Genomic DNA, 17,302 nt, shown 5'->3' with positions numbered 1-17,302 from the left:
GCCGAACAGCTTAGAGGCGGGTCCAGGACCAGGTGGTCGTGGCCTCCAGCGGCTCCAGGAGCGTGACCAGCCGCGGGAGGGTGTTCAGCCCGTTCGGCGGCCCGGTCTGCGGCTCCACGCACACGGCCGCCTCCTGCTCGTCGTAGACGACGACCCACTTCTCCGGGCTGGTCACCCGCACCGCGACCTGCCCCGGCCAGGTCAGGGTGACGTCGACCCCGCCGGGCATCCCGAAGCAGTCGTCCCAGGGACCGGGCTTCGGCTCGACGCGGTTGCCGGTCGGCAGGTGGTCCTCGCCGCGCTCCTCCTGCCAGGCGGGCTCGAAGGCGACCTGGACGTCCGGGCCGCCCAGGGTGCGGTTGAACCAGGGGTGCCAGCCGATCTGCGCCGGGAAGGACGAGCCGTGCGTCTCCACGCCCATGGTGAGGGTCAGGGACTCCCCGGTCAGCCGGACGATCTGGGTGATCCGGCCGGGGTGGGGCCAGGGCTCCACCAGGTCGTACGTCAGGACGGCCTCGTCGGCCGTGACCCGCGCGACCTTCCAGGCGCCGTCGCGGGCGGTGCCGTGGATGGCGTGCGGCGCGGCGTTCAGCGGCATCTGGCGGACGGTCGCGCCGTCGAGGAACCGGCCGTCGCGGATCCGCCCGCACCAGGGGACCATCGGGAAGCAGCCGAACCGCTCCCCCTGCCGCAGCAGCTGAAGCCCGTCGACGCGCAGTCCACCGACCCGGCCGCCGTTGCCCGGCTGCACGGTCACCTCCGCGTCGCCCGCGGTCAGCGTGATGTCTTCGTCACTCACGGGACGACCCTACTGGGCCGATCAAGAGGGCGGTTCCGCTACCGGCGGCGGCGCAGCGCCCGCCCCACGACGATCGCCGACGCCACGACCAGCGCGGCGGCGGGGGCCGCCCAGCGCAGGGCGCTGTTCGGGGCGATCGTCTGCGGCGCGGGAACCGGCGCGTACCGCCCGCGCGGCGGGGCGTGGTCGACCTCCTCCGCACTCCGCCCGATCATCGTGCGACGCGCATGCGCGGCCTCGGCGGGAGGCTGGGCGGAGTCGAGGGGTTCAGCGGCGTCGGCGGATTCGAGGGGTTCAGCGGATTCGAGGGGCTCGGCGGACCCGGCAGCTTCAGCGGACTCGGCGGATTCGGCGGGCTCGGCGGGCTCGGCGGGCTCAGCTGACCCGGCGGGTTCAGCGGACCCGGCGGGCTCGGCAGGCTCGGCGGACCCGGCGGGCTCAGCGGGCTCAGCGGGCTCGGCAGGCGAGGCGGGCTCGGCAGGCTCGGCAGGCTCAGCGGGCTCGGCAGGCGAGGCGGACTCGGCGGGCTCGGCAGGCTCGGCGGACCCGGCGGGTTCAGCGGACCCGGCGGACCCGGCGGACCCGGCGGGCTCGGCGGGCTCGGCAGGCGAGGCGGACTCGGCGGGCTCGGCAGGCTCGGCGGACCCGGCGGGTTCAGCGGACTCGGCGGGTTCAGCGGACTCGGCGGGCTCGGCGGGCTCGGCGGGTTCAGCGGGCTCGGCAGGTGAGGCGGACTCGGCGGGCTCAGCGGGCTCGGCAGGCGAGGCGGACTCGGCGGGCTCGTCCGGCTCGGCGAGGTCGTCGAGGCGCTCGTTCTCGAACGCGGCCGCCGGCCCCTCGGCGGACACGGTGGGCCCCGCGGGCTCTTCGGGCTCCTCGGCCCCTTCCGGCTGCTCGGACTTTTCCAGCCCTTCCAGCCCTTCCAGCCCCTCCAGCCCCTCCGGCTCCACCAGCCCCTCCAACCCCTCCAGCCCCTCCGGCTCCACCAGCCCCTCCAGCCCTGCCGGCCCCTCCGGCTCCACCAGCCCCTCCGGCCCCTCCAGCTCCACCAGCCCCTCCGGCCCTGCCGGCCCCTCCAGCCCTGCCGGCCCCTCCGGCTGCTCCGGTACGGCCTCCCCCTCCGGCTTCTCCTCTACGGCCTCCCCCTCCGGCTTCTCCCCTACGGCCTTCCCCTCCGGCTCATCCCCCACGGCCTCCTCGGCCGCCCCCGCCGCGGCCCCTGCTCCCAGGTTCTCCGCGAACCGGTTGAGCAGGCGGGCGACCGCACTCCGCACCTGTTCCCCGGGCAGCTCGGCCACCCGGCCGTCCGCCGTCGCCGTGCCCTCGATGCGGAGGGTCGTGCCGGCGTCGGTCTGCTGGAGCCGCAGCAGGAGCGTGAGTTTCACTGCGCCGCCGCCGCGGGCCTCGGTGGCGTCGCCCTCCACGGCGTACGCCCCGTCCTCGCGCGCGGAGAGCCGTACGGTCCCCCGGTAGGTGATGGTGTGGCCGCCGATCCGGATCTTCAGCCGGCCGGCGACGGGCTCGGTACCGGCGTCCTGCTGGAGGCCGGGCACCGCGCGGGCCACCTGGGCGGGGTCGGCGAGGGCCGCCCTCAGCCGCTCGGCGGGAACGGGAACGAACACCTCTTGCTCCATAGGGCCGGAGCCTACCCAGCGGTCGCCGGTGCGCACCCGGCGAAACAGCGATTGGCCGTCAGTACCGCGGATGCACCAGCGTCGAGGGCGGCACCCCCGCCACGCGCGTGCGCTGCGCCGCCCGCGCGTCCGCCAGGAGGCCCGCCTGGGTGAGGGTGCGCAGCCGCTCGTCGGGGTCGAGGCGCAGGGAGGGGCGGCTGCCGGGGGCGGCCAGGACGAAACCCCAGTCGTCGGGGCCACGCTCGTGCCGGCCGGGGGCGCGGACGTCGACGCGGTAGGGCACGGTGTGCAGTCCGGCCGCCCGCAGGGTCGCCTCCACCGTCCAGAACGCCCGGTGCCGTCCGGTGAGCGGCCCGGCGTGCACGGCGAGCCGCCCGCCGGGGGCGAGGGCGCGCCGGGCGAGGCCGTAGAACTCCTGGGAGTACAGCTTGCTGCTGGCGGTGACATCGGGGGCGGGCAGGTCCGCGAGCACGACGTCGTACGCCGCCGGGGGCGCCCCGCGCAGCCAGTGGAAGGCGTCGGCCGTGACGACATGGACGCGGGGGTCGTCGTAGACATGGGCGTTGAGGCGGGAGAGGGCGGGGTCGGTGCGGGCGAGGCCGACCAGGCCGGCGTCGAGTTCGACGACGTCGACGCGGAGCACACCGGGGTGGGTGAGGGCCTCACGGGCGGCCAGGCCGTCACCGCCGCCGAGGACGAGCACGCGCGCGTGGCGGCCGTACATCGCGGGGTGGACGAGGGCCTCGTGGTAGCGGCGTTCGTCGCCGCCGACGCGGAGCCGGCCGTCGAGGTAGAGGTCGAGGGGGCGGCCGTGGCGGCCGCCGGTCAGGACGACCTCCTGGACGCCGGTCCGCAGGGCGACCCGTACGTCGCCGCCGTAGACCGCCTGGCGCGCGGCCCGCTCGAAGTCGTCGACGAGGACGGCGGCGGAGCCGAGGACGACGATCACGGTGACGCCGGCGACCGGCAGCAGCCAGCGGGCGCGGCGGCCGAGGTCACGGCGGAACAGGCCGAGGACCAGGGCGCCCCCGGCGACGACGTTGACCGCGCCGGTCAGCAGGGAGCTGGTCAGCTGGCCGCAGAACGGCAGCAGCAGGAAGGGGAAGGCGAGGCCGCCGACGAGCCCGCCGACGTAGTCCGCGGCGAACAGGTCGGCGACGGCGCCGCCCGCGTCCTGGCGGCGGACGCGCTGGATGAGCTCCATGAGGAGGGGGACCTCGGCGCCGATGAGCAGGCCGATGCCGAGGGAGAAGGCGACCAGGAGGATGCGCGGGCCGTCGGCCCACAGACCGCCCCAGTCGCCCGTCCAGGCGAACACCGCGTACAGCACCATGGCGCTGCATCCGCCGACCAGCGCGAGGGCCACCTCCAGGGCGCCGAAGCCGGCCGCGGCGAACCGGCGCAGCCGTTTGGCCGCGAGGGAGCCGATGCCCATCGCGAAGACCATCACGGACAGCACCACGGAGGCCTGGGTGACCGAGTCGCCCATCAGGTAGGAGGCGAGGGCGACGAGTTCCAGTTCGTAGACGAGACCGCAGGCCGCGCAGACGAACACGCACGCGAGGACCAGGAACCGCCCGACGTCCGGCCGGACGGGCAGCCGCGCGGGGCCGCGCCAGGGCGGTGGGGCGCCGGGCGGGGCCGGTGCGTGCGGTTCGATCACGGTGCGACGTTACGTCACGGGCCGGGGACGCAATGTCACCCACACGTGTGGAAGTTGGGCCTCAAACCTCACGTCCCGGCCGGACTCCTGAGGCTCCCCGACGGGCTGTCCTGTCCGGCGCCCGCCCGCACCCCGACCCTCGTTCGTGTCGCCACCAGCTGCCCGTCCTGCGGGTACGCGTGCCAGGTGCGCCAGTGGACGTGGCCTTCGTGGCGCTGGGCGAGGAGGGCGGTGAACGCGTGCGGGCTGCCCGGGAAGACACCGGCCAGGCCGTTGGGGTGGTCGGCGACCAGGGCGAGGAGTTCCTGGGCGCGGCCGGCGAACTGGCCGGGCGTCAGCACCTCGACGCGCGCGGCGAATTCGTACTCCCAGTCGCCCACGCGTTTGGCCACCCCCAGCGGGAGCGGGGTGCTGCTGCCGGGGATACAGGCCACCGTTTCCGAACAACAGCCCTGATCCTCCTCCAGCAGCACCTGGTGCGAGGCGCCCAGCAGTCTCAACTGGAGCTTGGCGCCCGACAGTTCGAGGTCGAGCGTGGCGAGGGCGGGCAGCGGTTCACGCCCCAGGGCCCAGGCGAGATCGGCCGCGCGCGTGTCGGTGTAGGAGGTGTTCAGGGTCGTGAGCATGGATCGGCTCCGCGAAGACGCAAGGAGGGAGGGCGCGGGTGACGCACCCCGGCCCCGGCCGGCCCGGTCCGGGAGCGACGTCCTCACGGAATGTCCGTAGGGGGCCGAGGGGCTGCGTTGGTGATGTAGAGGGAATCATGAACGGTGGCGACGCCACAGCGTTTTTACCCAACTTCGTGGGGTTTCCATCCCTCAGGGGGCTCCACAGCTCAATTGTTCAACCACAGCGTGCGCCGGACAGGCCCGGCGCACGCCCCCGAGACATGGTGCGACCGCGGGGCGCCCTGGTCAGGGGCGGGCCCCGCGGTCCGGATGCGGCTCCCCCTCGGGGAGCTCAGCTGCCCCGTGTCAGCTGCCTCCGCCGCATCCGCCGCCTCCTCCGCCGCACCCGCCGCCGCCCCCGCCGCAGGACGACCCGCCGCCGCACGACGAACCGCCACCGCAGGAGTGGCCCGAGTGGCCGCCGGAGTCACCCGAATGGCCGTGGTGGCCCGAGTGGCCGTGGTGGCCCGAGTGGCCGCCGGACGACGAGCCGCTGTCGCTGCCGAACACCCACCAGCTCGCGGCGGCCGTGTCGGCGCCGCTGCCCGAGCCGCTGGACCTGCTGCCGGAGTGGCCGCGGCTCGCCGAGCCGCCGTACGACCGCACCGGACGGCCGTAGGGGTGCCTGTGGCTCCTGCGGCGGGCGTTGCCGACGAGCACCGCCACGAAGAGCACTGCGATCACCGCCAGGATGATGCCCACGATCATGGCGTCACCCTCCTTCCGAATCCCCCGAAGCGGCCCCCCGTGGGCGCCTCGCGCAGCGCCCGAGCGCTTGCGTGAACGGGGGATGCCCGCCCGTCTCACCTGCCAAAGCACACTTGAGGAACTCCAGAGCTTCGGCGCAGGATGACCGGCATGACCTCCAGTTCACGCCCCTTCCTCAACCGCCGTCTCGCCGACTTCGGGACGACGATCTTCGCCGAGATGTCCGCCCTGGCGGTGGCGACCGGGTCCATCAACCTCGGGCAGGGCTTCCCCGACCAGGACGGCCCCGAGGAGGTCCGGGAGGCGGCGGTGCGGGCGCTGCGGGACGGGCGCGGCAACCAGTACCCGCCGGGTCCGGGCGTTCCCGAGCTGCGCACGGCGATCGCCCTGCACCAGGCCCGCCGCTACGGACTGTCCTGCGACCCCGACACCGAGGTCCTGGTCACCGCGGGCGCCACGGAGGCCATCGCGGCCACCCTGCTGGCCCTGCTGGAGCCGGGCGACGAGGTGGTGGCCCTGGAGCCGTACTACGACTCCTACGCCGCCTGCATCGCCATGGCGGGCGCCTCGCGCGTGCCGGTCACCCTGCGCCCGGACCCCGGGCAGGCCCGGTTCCGCCTGGACCTGGACGAGCTGCGCGACGCGGTCACGGACCGCACCCGGCTGCTGCTGATCAACACTCCGCACAACCCGACCGGCACGGTCCTCACCCGCGAGGAGCTGACCGCGATCGCCGAGCTGGCGGTGGAGCGGGATCTGCTGGTCGTCACGGACGAGGTGTACGAGCACCTGGTGTTCGACGAGGCGGAACACATCCCGCTGGCCACCCTGCCCGGGATGCGCGAGCGCACGGTGACGATCGGCTCCGCCGGCAAGACCTTCTCCTTCACGGGCTGGAAGGTCGGCTGGGTGACCGGCGCCCGGGAACTCGTGAGCGCCGTCCGGACGGTCAAGCAGTTCCTGACCTACGTCAGCGCGGGCCCGTTCCAGTACGCGATCGCCGAGGCGCTGCGGCTGCCGGACTCGTACTTCGACGGCTTCCGCGCCGACCTCCGTCGCAAGCGCGACCTGCTCGGCGACGGCCTGCGCGCGGCCGGGTTCGTGGTCTACCAGCCCCAGGGCACGTACTTCATCACCACCGACATCACGCCCTTCGGCGAGAAGGACGCCTACGCCTTCTGCCGCGCCCTCCCCGAACGCTGCGGCGTCGTCGCCATCCCCAACTCCGTCTTCTACGACGACCCCGACGCCGGCCGCAGCCAGGTCCGCTTCGCCTTCTGCAAGAGGGACGACGTTCTCGACGAGGCCGCGGGCCGCCTGCGGCGCCTGGCGTCCTGAACGCGCGCCGCGCCGGTCCCCGCCGCTCGGCCGAGTTGCGCTCGTTTTCCGGCTCCGTCCGTTTTCCGGCTCCGTGCCGTCGCCCGTCCCGCCCTCCCCGCCTGCGGGCACTGGGCGGCGCCGCTGGTCGGAGCCTGCACGCGCTGGAGCGGATTCCCAGCCGGCACCGGCGGCCGCTGGGCGTCGGTCATGTCACTGGCGCCCCGGCGCCGCACGCGCCGGTGCGGCGAGAGCCGCTGTCCCCGGAGCCGCAGTGCGGCTTCTCGCTCGCCGCGGGACGTGATCCGGCAGACCGGCCGCCGGCGCCTGGGCCGGATCACCGACCAGCGGCGCTTTCCTGCCGACAGCGAGCAACAGCCGTCGTACGGCCCGGGTGCCGAGCTCGGTGAGACGGATGAGCCGACCGGCCCGGCGGCCGGCTCCTCACAGGCGTCGGCACGCTCCCGCGCCGCCCATGGGCTCCGCGGGCTCCGGCGGCATGTCCGCGAGCAGCTCGGGTCCGGCGTCGGAGGGGTCGACGTCGAAGAGCACCGGATCGGCCATCGCGGGCATCCGCCATCCGCGGCCGTCCCGTCGCCGTCACGGGGCGGCCGTCGTGCCCCGCCCACTCGGTGAGTGCGCGCAACCGTGCCACGGTCGTCGACGCCCCGACCGACCGGCGGGATGCGTCGTCCGAGGGGGGCATGACGGGCGGCTGCGGCCCGGGCCGAGCCGGAGGGCGCGCGGCCGGTCAGCCGGCGTTCCATGATCGGGGCAGGGGTCGGCCCGGGCAGCACGCCGTGCCGGCGCATCCCGTTTCACCCGGTGCCGCGTGTCGGCCCCGTCAGTTGTCTCCAAGTCCGCACCAGCTGGCTGAACTCCTTGACCTGGACGAGCACGTGGTCGCGGGCGGCGTTCTCCGCGGTCTCGGCGTCGCCGCCGGCGATGGCGTCGGCGATCTCACGGTGCTCGGCCAGTGATCGCCGCATGCGGTCCGGCACGCGCAGTTGCAGCCGACGGTACGGTTGCAGGGCTCGCTTGAGCGCATGGGCCTGGTGCCGCAGGTACTCGTTGCCGCAGGAGTCGTAGACGATGCCGTGGAACCACGCGTTGGCGTAGTAGTAGCTGTCGGCGTCGCCGGCCGTGGCGTGCTTCTCGCATTCCCGTAGGGCCTGTTCGAGCTCGTCCAGCGACTCCCGCTCGATGCGACGGGCGGCGAGCCGTGCCGCCATTCCTTCGAGCTCGGCCATGACCTCGAAGCGTTCGGCCAGCTCGGAGATGCTCAACTCGGTGACATAGGTGCCGCGTTTGGGACGGATCTGCACCAGCCCGGAGCGCTCCAGCGCCTGGAGGGCCTCCCGGATCGGCGTACGAGAGCACCCGAACTCCTGTTCGAGCTGGATCGGATCCAGGCGTTCACCGGGTCGGTAGCGGCCGTCGATGACCGCATTCTCGAGCGCGTCCCGCACGCGCTGTGATTCCGGGACTCGAACCATGGACACCTCCAGTGCCCGCATTATCCATCCCGCCCAAGGCCTGGCGCATCCCACATGGGGGCTGTTATATACAACATGCCGCTTCATAGATATGAAATCCGGCCGCAACCAGACGCGTGGGGCAGGAGCGGGATGGGACGTCATGACGGTTGGCTGCTGACCGAGCTTTTCCAGGCGCTCGGACGACGGCGCGGCGGGGACGCCGCGACCGCACCAGGCCACGACACCCCGCTGGACCAACTGCTCGCCGCCTGCGAAGTCCTGATGAGCGACGTGGGCGAAGCCTCGATGCGGGCGGTCGCCGCCCGGGCCCTGACCGCCTACGACGCGCTCGACGACACCGGCAGGCTCGCCTTCTTCACCCACGTCACCACGGCCTACGACGTCGACGCCGAGCAGGTCCGCGCCGCCTTCGGTCGCTGGGAGCACGCGAGGAACTCCGGATCCGCGGGCGGACAGGAGCTGGTCCGGCTCTTCGACGTGGTCGAGCCGGCCCGCCAGCAGCTGCTCCGCCGGATGAACCACGCATCCGGAGCCACCCTCGACCTGGTCCGGATGCGCGCGGATCTGCGTCGGCTGACGCCCCGTCACCCGGAACTGCGCGTCCTCGACCACGACTTCCATCATCTGCTCACCTCCTGGTTCAACCGTGGCTTCCTCCGCATGGAGGAGATCACCTGGGAATCACCGGCGGTACTGCACGAACACCTGCTGCGCTACGAGAAGGTTCACCCGATGGCGGGCAGGGCCGAGCTCCGCCGTCGTCTGCAGCCCGAGGACCGCCGCGTCTACGCCTTCCTGCACCCGGCCACCGGGGACATACCACTGATCTTCGTGGAGGTCGCTCTGGTACGCGGTGTGCCGGACAGCATCGGCCCACTGCTGGAGCCCGCCCCGGCGCTGAGCCCATCGGAGACGGACACGGCAGCGCTCTACTCGATCAACAACGCCCTGGACGGCCTGGTCGGCGTCTCCTTCGGCAGCTTCCTCATCAAGCAGGTCATCGAGCAGGTGGGGGAGCAACTGCCGCACCTGGCGCAGTTCGTCACGCTCTCGCCCATCCCGGGCTTTCGGCGTTGGCTCGGCGAGCAGGCCGAGCAGGACGCCGATCTGCGGCTGCTTCTTGGGCAGGTGGACGCCGCGGGGGAGCCGGCGGACCTCAGCGCGGAGGACATCGAGCGGATCCGTCCCCGGCTTCTGCCCGCGCTGGCCCGGTACATCGCGGTCGAGCGGCGCGACGACGGGCGCCCCCTCGACCCCGTCGCCCGCTTCCACCTGGGGAACGGGGCCACCGCCTGGCGGCTGAACTGGCCGGCGAACCCCTCACCGGAGGCCTGGCGCCAGTCCTTCGGCGCGATGATCAACTACCGCTACGAGCCGGGCCAGTTGGAGCGTCGGCACGAGGACTTCGTCCGCCACCGCACCGTGGCGCTGGGCCGGCCCCTGCGCGACGTCCTCCCGGATGCCCCGACGGCTCCCCCCACCCAGGACGCGTCCACCACATCGGACGACGAGAGAGGAACACCCCCGATGGCGCCCTTCACGACCATCCACCGGTCCTTCGCCGAGCAAGTGGAGCGGCGGCCGGACAAGGCGCTCTTCGAACTGCCCGACGGGCGGAGGATCACCTACCGCGAGACCGCGGAGACCGCGCGGCGGATCGCGGCGCGTCTCGTCGCCGACGGTGTCACCGTCGGTGACCGGGTCGCCATGCAGGTGGAGAAGTCTCCCGAGGCCATCGCGCTGTACCTGGCGACCCTGCAGATCGGAGGCGTCTTCCTGCCGCTCAACACCGCCTACACCGGTGCCGAGATGGAGTACTTCATCGGCGACGCCGAGCCCCGCGTGCTGGTCTGCTCTCCGGACCGCCTGGCCGAGCACGCGCACCGCGCGGAGCAGGGGCTCGTCGTCGAGACCCTGGGCACCGCCGGCGACGGCACCCTCCTCGACGGCGACGGCCGGCACGAGGAGGTCTTCGAGGCATCGGCCGACGACCCGGCGGCGATCCTCTACACCTCCGGCACCACCGGGCGCTCCAAGGGTGCGGTGCTCTCCCACGGCAACCTCGCCTCCAACTGCCGGGCCCTGCTGGAAGCCTGGCGGTTCACCGCAGAGGACCGGCTGATCCACGCCCTGCCGATCTTCCACATCCACGGGCTCTTCGTCGCCGCGAACATGACGCTGACGGCGGGCGCCTCCATGTACTACCTGCCGAAGTTCGACGCCGAGACGATCGTCGGCCTGCTGCCCCGGGCCACGGTGCTCATGGGCGTCCCCACCTTCTACACCCGGCTGCTGAAGAACGACCGGCTCACCCCCGAGGTCTGCGCCTCGATGCGGCTGTTCGTCTCCGGCTCGGCTCCGCTGCTCGCGAGCGACCACCAAGCCTTCGAAGCACGCACCGGCCACGCCATCCTGGAGCGCTACGGGATGACCGAGACCGGCATGAACACCACCAACCCCTACGCCGACGGACCGCGCAAGCCCGGCACCGTCGGCAGGCCGCTCCCCGGCACCGAGATCCGGGTGGTGGACGGTGAGACCGGCCGGCCGCTGCCCGACGGCGAGGTCGGCAGCATCGAGGTCCGCGGCCCGAACGTCTTCACCGGCTACTGGCAGTTGCCGGAGAAGACCGCTGCGGAGTTCCGCGAGGACGGCTTCTTCATCACCGGCGACCTGGGCCGCGTCGACGAGGACGGCCATCTGTGCATCGTCGGCCGGGGCAAGGACCTGGTGATCTCCGGGGGCTACAACATCTATCCCAAGGAGATCGAGGAACTGCTCGACGCCCACCCCGCGGTTCTGGAGTCCGCCGTGATCGGCGTCCCCCACCCGGACTTCGGCGAGACGGTGGTGGCCGTCGTCGTACCGGCCCCGGACCAGCAGCCCCGGGTGGCGGAACTGCTGGACCACGTCGCCAAGGACCTCGCCCGGTTCAAGCACCCGCGTGCGGTGCGCGTCGTCGACGCCCTGCCCCGCAATGTGATGGGGAAGGTGCAGAAGACCGAACTGCGCAAGCGCTACGCCGACCTGTTCGCCGGCGAGGACGCCTGATCTCCCGGCCGGCCGTGGACGGTCTCCCCGGCCGGCCCCCCTCTCCGTCCCACCCCGCAAGGCCCCGTTCTCAACCGTCCCCCGATGTCTCTCAGTGTGGAGAAGACGATGGTCATCTACGGAGTCGCAGCACTCGCGGTGTGCATGCTCGCCGGCACACTCCTCGGTGAACTGCTCGGCACCGCCCTCGGCGTCGACGCCAATGTCGGCGGAGTCGGCTTCGCCATGATCCTGCTCATCCTGGTCACCCACCAACTCCGCCGGAGGGACAAGTTTCCCGAGGCCTCCGAGCAGGGCGTGCTGTTCTGGAGCGCGATGTACATACCGATCGTCGTCGCCATGGCCTCCGCGCAGAACGTGGTCAAGGCGGTCACCGGCGGCCCGATGGCGATCCTCGCGGGCCTCGGCGCCACCGCACTGGGGTTCGCCGTGGTGCCCGCCATGGCGCGGATCGGCGAACCGGGCGAGCCACTGGAACCACTGACGACACCGACCTCGGACGAGAAGCAGAAGGCCTGAGACATGGACCAGTTCACCTCCGTCATGGCGGACAACGGCCTGCTCGTGGCCTTCGCGGTGGTCGGCACGCTGATGCTGGCCGGCGGGTGGCTGTCCAGGAAGCTGACCCGCGGTCGGCTGCAGGGCTCCGCCATCGCCATCCTCCTCGGCCTGGTCCTTGCCTACTGGGGCGGCACCGTGACCGACGGCCAGCACGGCCTGGCCGACTTCGCGGCGCTCTCCGGACTGAGCCTGATGGGAGGCGCGATGCTCCGGGACTTCGCGATCGTCTCCACCGCCTACGGCGTCGACCTGAAGGTGATCAGGCGTGCCGGGCTGTCCGGCGGGCTGTCGATCCTGCTGGGCGTCCTGCTCTCGTTCGTGGTCGGGGCCGTCGTCGCGGCCCTCTTCGGTTACACGGACGCCAGATCCCTGGCGACCATCGGGGCCGGCGCCGCCACCTACATCGTCGGCCCGGTGACCGGTACGGCGGTGGGCGCGAGCTCGGACGTGATCGCCCTGTCGGTGGCGGCCGGTCTGGTCAAGTCCGTGGTGGTCATGGTGGGCACACCGCTCATCGCCCCGCTGATCGGCCTGAACAATCCGAAGTCCGCCATGGCCTTCGGCGGACTGCTGGGGACCACCTCCGGCGTGGCCGGCGGCCTCGCGGCGACCGACAAGCGCCTGGTCCCCTACGGGGCCATGACAGCCACCTTCTACACGGGCGTCGGCTGCCTTCTCGGACCGTCGCTGTTCTATGTGGTGCTGCGGGCGATCGTCGGTGGATGAGGTCGATCGCCGGTGGGGTGAGCCGGGCGCCGACGTCGGTGCCCGAGCTTGCTCCGAGGCATCGGTCCGCTCCGGGGCATCGGTCCACCCCACCTCCATCGGTGCTCGACACGGCATCCACACACTCGTTCCCGTAGTGGACGGGGCGATGGCGTCGGCACTCCTGGACGGTCACCACGGACATCCGCCCCCTCGGCGAGAACGACGGTTTCGCCTTCTGCCGCTCCCCGCCGGAGCGCGCGGGCGTGGTCGCGATCCCCGACGCCGTCTTCGGTGACCCGGCTGAAGGCGCTCACGGGCTGAAAAACGGCAGGCGGGGCCCCGTCCACAGCCTGTGGACGGGGCCCCGCCATGACGGACGGGCCGGTCGCGGGACCTACTCGTCGCCCTCCTCGGGCTCGCCGTCCGTGCCGTCGACGTCCTTCTCCAGGCCCAGCTGCTCCACCAGCCACTTGTCGAACTCGATGGCCGCGCGCACCCAGCTCACCGTGGAGGAGACGAACAGCTCGATGTTCACCCCGGCGCCGATCAGCAGCTGCGCCTCGCCGATGAGGCGGACGGTGCCGTCGTCGTGGGTGTGCGTGTAGACCTTGGGCCACAGGGTGCGCCGGTTCCAGTCGTCGATCGCCTCCAGCAGCGGCTGCTTGTCGTCGATCTGGTGGGGCCGGTCGTAGAACGTCCGCACCGAGTAGACCGCCTGGTCACCCTCGCCGCGGAACATGAAGTACGTACGAAACTCCTCCCACGGCGCCGCGAGGTCACCCTCGTCGTCGACGACGTACTTCAGCTCCATCTGGTCGAGGAGCTGCTTCACGAGGTCCTGATCCGGGACTACGGGGCCCGCCGGTCCCTGCGGCTCGGGCTGCTGGCCCCCGAAGTTCGGAATCGAGGACGGGTCGATGCTCACCGAAATTTCCCTTCGTACGGATCCCGCCATCCTCCCTCATCCGGGGAGGGGGGTGGCAAGCCCCGCCCCCCACGGTTCACCTCCGGTTGGCGCAATTCCGCTGAGAGCGTGCGGCCCGGCGTGCCTACAGCGTCTTGCCGGTCTTCGGGCCCACGATCAGGCCCTCGCCGAAGGTGTCCACGCGGACCGTGTCGCCGTCCTTGATCTCGCCGGAGAGGATCTCCCTGGCGAGGCGGTCGCCGATGGCCGTCTGGACCAGTCGGCGCAGCGGGCGGGCGCCATAGGCGGGGTCGTTGCCCTCGTCGGCGAGCCAGGCGAGGGCCGCTTCGGTGACCTCCAGGGTGAGGCGGCGGTCGGCGAGGCGGCGGGCGAGGCGGTCGATCTGGAGACGGGCGATCCGGCCCAGCTCGTCCTTGGACAGGGCCGAGAAGACGACCAGGTCGTCGAGGCGGTTGAGGAACTCCGGCTTGAAGGAGGCCCGCACCACCTCCAGGACCTGTTCCTTCTTCTCCTCCTCCGTGGAGACCGGGTCGACCAGGTACTGGCTGCCCAGGTTCGAGGTCAGGACGAGGATCGCGTTGCGGAAGTCGACCGTACGGCCCTGGCCGTCGGTGAGGCGGCCGTCGTCGAGGACCTGGAGGAGGACGTCGAAGACCTCGGGGTGGGCCTTCTCGACCTCGTCCAGGAGGACCACGCTGTACGGGCGGCGGCGGACCGCCTCCGTGAGCTGGCCGCCCTCCTCGTAGCCGACGTATCCGGGGGGCGCGCCGACGAGCCGGGCGACGCTGTGCTTCTCGCCGTACTCCGACATGTCGATCCGGATCATGGCCCGCTCGTCGTCGAAGAGGAAGTCGGCGAGGGCCTTGGCCAGCTCGGTCTTGCCGACGCCCGTGGGGCCGAGGAAGAGGAAGGAGCCGGTCGGGCGGTCGGGGTCGGCGATGCCCGCGCGGGAGCGGCGTACGGCGTCCGAGACGGCCTGGACGGCCTCCGACTGGCCGATCAGCCGGCGGCCCAGCTCGGCCTCCATGCGGAGCAGCTTCTGCGTCTCGCCCTCCAGGAGGCGGCCCGCCGGGATGCCGGTCCAGGCGGCGACGACGTCGGCGATGTCGTCCGAGCCGACCTCCTCCTTGACCATGGTGCCCTTGGCGCCCCCGCCGGAGGCGGTGGATGTCAACGCCTCCTCGGCCTCGGTGGCGGCCTCCAGGTCGCGCTCCAGGGCCGGGATCTCGCCGTACAGCAGCTTGCCGGCGGTGTCGAAGTCGGCCTCGCGCTGGGCGCGCTCGGCCTGGCCGCGCAGTTCGTCGAGCTTCTCCTTCAGCTCGCCGACCCGGTTGAGGGACTGCTTCTCCTTCTCCCAGCGGGCGGTCAGGCCGCGCAGCTCCTCCTCCTTGTCGGCGAGGTCGCGGCGCAGCTTCTCCAGGCGTTCGCGGGAGGCGGCGTCGGTCTCCTTGCCGATGGCCAGCTCCTCCATCTTCAGCCGGTCCACGGACCGCTGGAGCTCGTCGATCTCGACGGGCGAGGAGTCGATCTCCATCCGGAGGCGGGAGGCGGCCTCGTCGACGAGGTCGATGGCCTTGTCGGGCAGGAAGCGGGAGGTGATGTACCGGTCGGAGAGGGTCGCGGCCGCGACCAGCGCGCTGTCGGCGATCTGGACCTTGTGGTGGGCCTCGTAGCGGCCCTTCAGTCCGCGCAGGATCGCGATGGTGTCCTCGACGGTCGGCTCCGCGACCAGCACCTGCTGGAAGCGGCGCTCCAGGGCGGGGTCCTTCTCGATGCGCTCGCGGTACTCGTCGAGCGTGGTCGCGCCGACCATGCGCAGCTCACCGCGGGCGAGCATCGGCTTGAGCATGTTGCCGGCGTCCATCGCGGAGTCGCCGCCGGCGCCCGCGCCGACGACCGTGTGCAGTTCGTCGATGAAGGTGATGATCTGGCCGTCGCTCTCCTTGATCTCGGCGAGGACGGTCTTCAGGCGCTCCTCGAACTCGCCCCGGTACTTGGCGCCGGCGACCATGGCGCCGAGGTCGAGGGAGACCAGCCGCTTGTCCTTCAGCGACTCCGGCACGTCGCCCTTCACGATGCGCTGGGCGAGTCCCTCGACGACGGCGGTCTTGCCGACACCGGGCTCGCCGATGAGGACGGGGTTGTTCTTGGTACGGCGGGAGAGGACCTGCACGACGCGGCGGATCTCCTGGTCCCGGCCGATGACCGGGTCGAGCTTGCCGTCGCGGGCGGCGGCGGTGAAGTCGGTGCCGAACTTCTCCAGGGCCTTGTACTGGCCCTCGGGGTCGGCGGTGGTGACCCGGCGGCCGCCGCGGGCCTTGCGGAAGGCGTCCTGGAGCCGGTCCGGGCCGGCGCCGTGCCGGCCGAGCACGTCGGCGGCCCGGCCGCCCTTCGCGGCGGTGCCGATCAGCAGGTGTTCGGTGGAGAGGAACTCGTCGCCCAGCTCCTTCGCCCGCGCCTGCGCGTCGGCGATCACGGCGAGCAGCTCGCGGTTGGGCTGCGGGGGCGCCACGGTGGTGCCGGTCACGCTGGGCAGACCGGCGAGCACATGCTCGGCTCCCGCGCGCACGGCAGCCTGGTCGGCGCCGACCGCGGCGAGAAGATCCACGATGTTCTCGTTGTCCTGCCCCTGGAGCAGCGCAAGCAGCAGGTGGGCAGGGGTGAGGTCGGGGTGTCCCCCCGACACGGCACGGTTACTGGCCGCGTTGATCGCGTCCCGGCTCCGGTTGGTCAGCTCGGCGTCCACGTTCGCTGTCTCCTCCTTGCGTCAGCCGTCTCCCTTGTCTGACTCTGCCAGCGTACACAAAGTTGAGTCTATTCCGCTCAAGGTTTGGCCAGGACGGGGCAGGAGGCCAGGACGGGGCAGGAGAGCAGGGCGGGACAGGAGGCCAGGGCGGGACAGGAGGCCAGGGCGGGACAGGAGGCCAGGACGGGGCAGGAGAGCAGGGCGGGACAGGAGGCCAGGACGGGGCAGGAGGCCAGGACGGGACAGGAGGGCAGGGCGGGGCAGGAGGCCAGGACGGGACAGGAGAGCAGGGCGGGGCGGCGCGGGGCGGGGCAGCGCGGGGCGGTGACAGGGGCGGCAACAGAGGCGGCGACAGGGGTGACGGGCCCGGGCTGATCCAAACCCGGCACCCGCACCGTACGGCGTTTTCCGGCCACGGCACAGGGGTTCCGAAAATCGCCGATACGGTGAAATGTCCCCACAAAACTGCAGCGGCGTCACCGTGTTCAGGTCACGGTGACGCCGCTGCGGGGGGAAGCGCCTGAGGCGATCTGTTACGACGGGGGAATCGCGTCAGGCACTGCGGGGGGTGGCTGAGATGGTGTGCGGAGCGGCCTGGGGAGCCGGTTCCGCCAACTGGTGGTCACGCCGATCCAGGTTCACGAAGATCATTCCGTACCGGATCGCGCACCGTACGGGCTGCGGCGCCCCCCGGGGCCGCCGCAGGCACCGATAGGCCCGGACGTCGTCCTCCTCGTCCCGCGTGACGACCACCGGTTCTCCGAACACGGTCACCATCAACGAGTCACCACTGTGGGGGATGGCGGTGACCAGGTCGATGAAGTGCCAGCCGGAGCGGTAGGCGGTGGCCATCTCGCGGCGGAAGGAGCGGTCGTCGGGTGGTGTACTCACGTCAGCTCCACGCGGTGTCTGCCGGGTAGACAGAAGCATCCTCGTCGCCAGCGGCCGCGGCCGACCACGCCGTGTCGTGCTGCGGCTCGCTGCTCCCGCCGGACAGGCCGGCCAGCGCTCCGAAGGCCAGAA

Annotated in this window: 14 protein-coding genes and 1 pseudogene; 5 read left to right on the top strand and 10 right to left on the bottom strand. The window is 72.3% G+C overall.

Going from position 1 to position 17,302, the window contains the following annotated elements; genetic code table 11:
* Window positions 1–10: 10 nt before the first annotated feature.
* The 5 genes from AQJ64_RS29270 to AQJ64_RS29250 form a co-directional block, all read right to left on the bottom strand.
* Entirely contained in the window at window positions 11–799 is a 789-nt protein-coding gene (locus AQJ64_RS29270) for an aldose epimerase family protein (protein WP_055637162.1), read from the bottom strand.
* A 38-nt stretch (window positions 800–837) separates the two neighbouring features.
* On the bottom strand, window positions 838–2,421 hold the full coding sequence (locus AQJ64_RS52480; RefSeq protein ID WP_059203141.1) for an SRPBCC domain-containing protein: 1,584 nt from the start codon (window positions 2,419–2,421) through the stop codon (window positions 838–840).
* A 70-nt stretch (window positions 2,422–2,491) separates the two neighbouring features.
* Window positions 2,492–4,096 (bottom strand): polyamine aminopropyltransferase, encoded by a 1,605-nt coding sequence (locus AQJ64_RS29260; RefSeq protein WP_059203140.1) that lies wholly within the window; start codon window positions 4,094–4,096, stop codon window positions 2,492–2,494.
* Between the two features lie 68 nt (window positions 4,097–4,164).
* On the bottom strand, window positions 4,165–4,722 hold the full coding sequence (locus AQJ64_RS29255; protein WP_059203139.1) for a DUF2617 family protein: 558 nt from the start codon (window positions 4,720–4,722) through the stop codon (window positions 4,165–4,167).
* Window positions 4,723–5,070: 348 nt separating this feature from the next.
* Window positions 5,071–5,472, bottom strand: coding sequence for a hypothetical protein (locus AQJ64_RS29250; protein WP_059203138.1), 402 nt, complete (start codon window positions 5,470–5,472; stop codon window positions 5,071–5,073).
* A 141-nt stretch (window positions 5,473–5,613) separates the two neighbouring features.
* On the opposite strand from AQJ64_RS29250, the gene AQJ64_RS29245 reads away from it, so the two are divergent.
* On the top strand, window positions 5,614–6,810 hold the full coding sequence (locus AQJ64_RS29245) for a pyridoxal phosphate-dependent aminotransferase (RefSeq protein ID WP_055635548.1): 1,197 nt from the start codon (window positions 5,614–5,616) through the stop codon (window positions 6,808–6,810).
* Between the two features lie 797 nt (window positions 6,811–7,607).
* Here the strand turns inward: AQJ64_RS29245 and AQJ64_RS29240 are convergent.
* Window positions 7,608–8,285 (bottom strand): GntR family transcriptional regulator, encoded by a 678-nt coding sequence (locus AQJ64_RS29240; protein WP_055635551.1) that lies wholly within the window; start codon window positions 8,283–8,285, stop codon window positions 7,608–7,610.
* Window positions 8,286–8,417: 132 nt separating this feature from the next.
* On the opposite strand from AQJ64_RS29240, the gene AQJ64_RS51170 reads away from it, so the two are divergent.
* The 4 genes and pseudogenes from AQJ64_RS51170 to AQJ64_RS51165 all read left to right on the top strand — a co-directional run.
* A complete protein-coding gene (locus AQJ64_RS51170; RefSeq protein ID WP_055635547.1) occupies window positions 8,418–11,339 on the top strand; it encodes an AMP-binding protein in 2,922 nt (973 codons plus the stop codon).
* Between the two features lie 84 nt (window positions 11,340–11,423).
* Window positions 11,424–11,858 carry a malonate transporter subunit MadL gene (gene madL / locus AQJ64_RS29230; RefSeq protein WP_240512719.1) on the top strand — a complete coding sequence of 145 codons (435 nt, stop codon included), beginning with the start codon at window positions 11,424–11,426 and terminating at the stop codon, window positions 11,856–11,858.
* 3 nt (window positions 11,859–11,861) lie between these two features.
* Window positions 11,862–12,626, top strand: a complete 765-nt coding sequence (gene madM / locus AQJ64_RS29225; RefSeq protein ID WP_055635546.1) for a malonate transporter subunit MadM — start codon at window positions 11,862–11,864, stop codon at window positions 12,624–12,626.
* Between the two features lie 161 nt (window positions 12,627–12,787).
* Window positions 12,788–12,913, top strand: a pseudogene (locus AQJ64_RS51165) (aminotransferase); the annotation flags it as partial.
* 89 nt (window positions 12,914–13,002) lie between these two features.
* Here AQJ64_RS51165 and AQJ64_RS29220 read toward each other — a convergent pair.
* From AQJ64_RS29220 to AQJ64_RS29205, 4 genes are all read right to left on the bottom strand, one after another.
* On the bottom strand, window positions 13,003–13,533 hold the full coding sequence (locus AQJ64_RS29220; RefSeq protein ID WP_055635545.1) for a YbjN domain-containing protein: 531 nt from the start codon (window positions 13,531–13,533) through the stop codon (window positions 13,003–13,005).
* A 124-nt stretch (window positions 13,534–13,657) separates the two neighbouring features.
* On the bottom strand, window positions 13,658–16,279 hold the full coding sequence (gene clpB / locus AQJ64_RS29215; RefSeq protein ID WP_055635544.1) for an ATP-dependent chaperone ClpB: 2,622 nt from the start codon (window positions 16,277–16,279) through the stop codon (window positions 13,658–13,660).
* Between the two features lie 77 nt (window positions 16,280–16,356).
* Complete coding sequence (locus tag AQJ64_RS49220) at window positions 16,357–16,659, bottom strand: hypothetical protein (RefSeq protein ID WP_159060314.1); 303 nt, start codon at window positions 16,657–16,659, stop codon at window positions 16,357–16,359.
* A gap of 172 nt (window positions 16,660–16,831) precedes the next feature.
* Window positions 16,832–17,170 carry a Rieske (2Fe-2S) protein gene (locus AQJ64_RS29205; RefSeq protein WP_055636268.1) on the bottom strand — a complete coding sequence of 113 codons (339 nt, stop codon included), beginning with the start codon at window positions 17,168–17,170 and terminating at the stop codon, window positions 16,832–16,834.
* Window positions 17,171–17,302: the final 132 nt, after the last annotated feature.

Source organism: Streptomyces griseoruber (assembly GCF_001514205.1).
Lineage (GTDB): Bacteria > Actinomycetota > Actinomycetes > Streptomycetales > Streptomycetaceae > Streptomyces > Streptomyces griseoruber.
The sequence above is the reverse complement of the archived record's forward strand: the minus strand, read 5'-3'. Positions and strand labels throughout refer to the sequence as shown.

Bases quoted from the DNA above. Each gene is read 5' to 3' on its own strand.
- madL (WP_240512719.1), top strand. From the start codon at position 11,424: ATGTCTCTCAGTGTGGAGAAGACGATGGTCATCTACGGAGTCGCAGCA.
- AQJ64_RS29240 (WP_055635551.1), bottom strand. From the start codon at position 8,285: ATGGTTCGAGTCCCGGAATCACAGCGCGTGCGGGACGCGCTCGAGAAT.
- AQJ64_RS29255 (WP_059203139.1), bottom strand. From the start codon at position 4,722: ATGCTCACGACCCTGAACACCTCCTACACCGACACGCGCGCGGCCGAT.
- madM (WP_055635546.1), top strand. From the start codon at position 11,862: ATGGACCAGTTCACCTCCGTCATGGCGGACAACGGCCTGCTCGTGGCC.
- AQJ64_RS29250 (WP_059203138.1), bottom strand. From the start codon at position 5,472: ATGATCGTGGGCATCATCCTGGCGGTGATCGCAGTGCTCTTCGTGGCG.
- AQJ64_RS51170 (WP_055635547.1), top strand. From the start codon at position 8,418: ATGGGACGTCATGACGGTTGGCTGCTGACCGAGCTTTTCCAGGCGCTC.
- AQJ64_RS29245 (WP_055635548.1), top strand. From the start codon at position 5,614: ATGACCGGCATGACCTCCAGTTCACGCCCCTTCCTCAACCGCCGTCTC.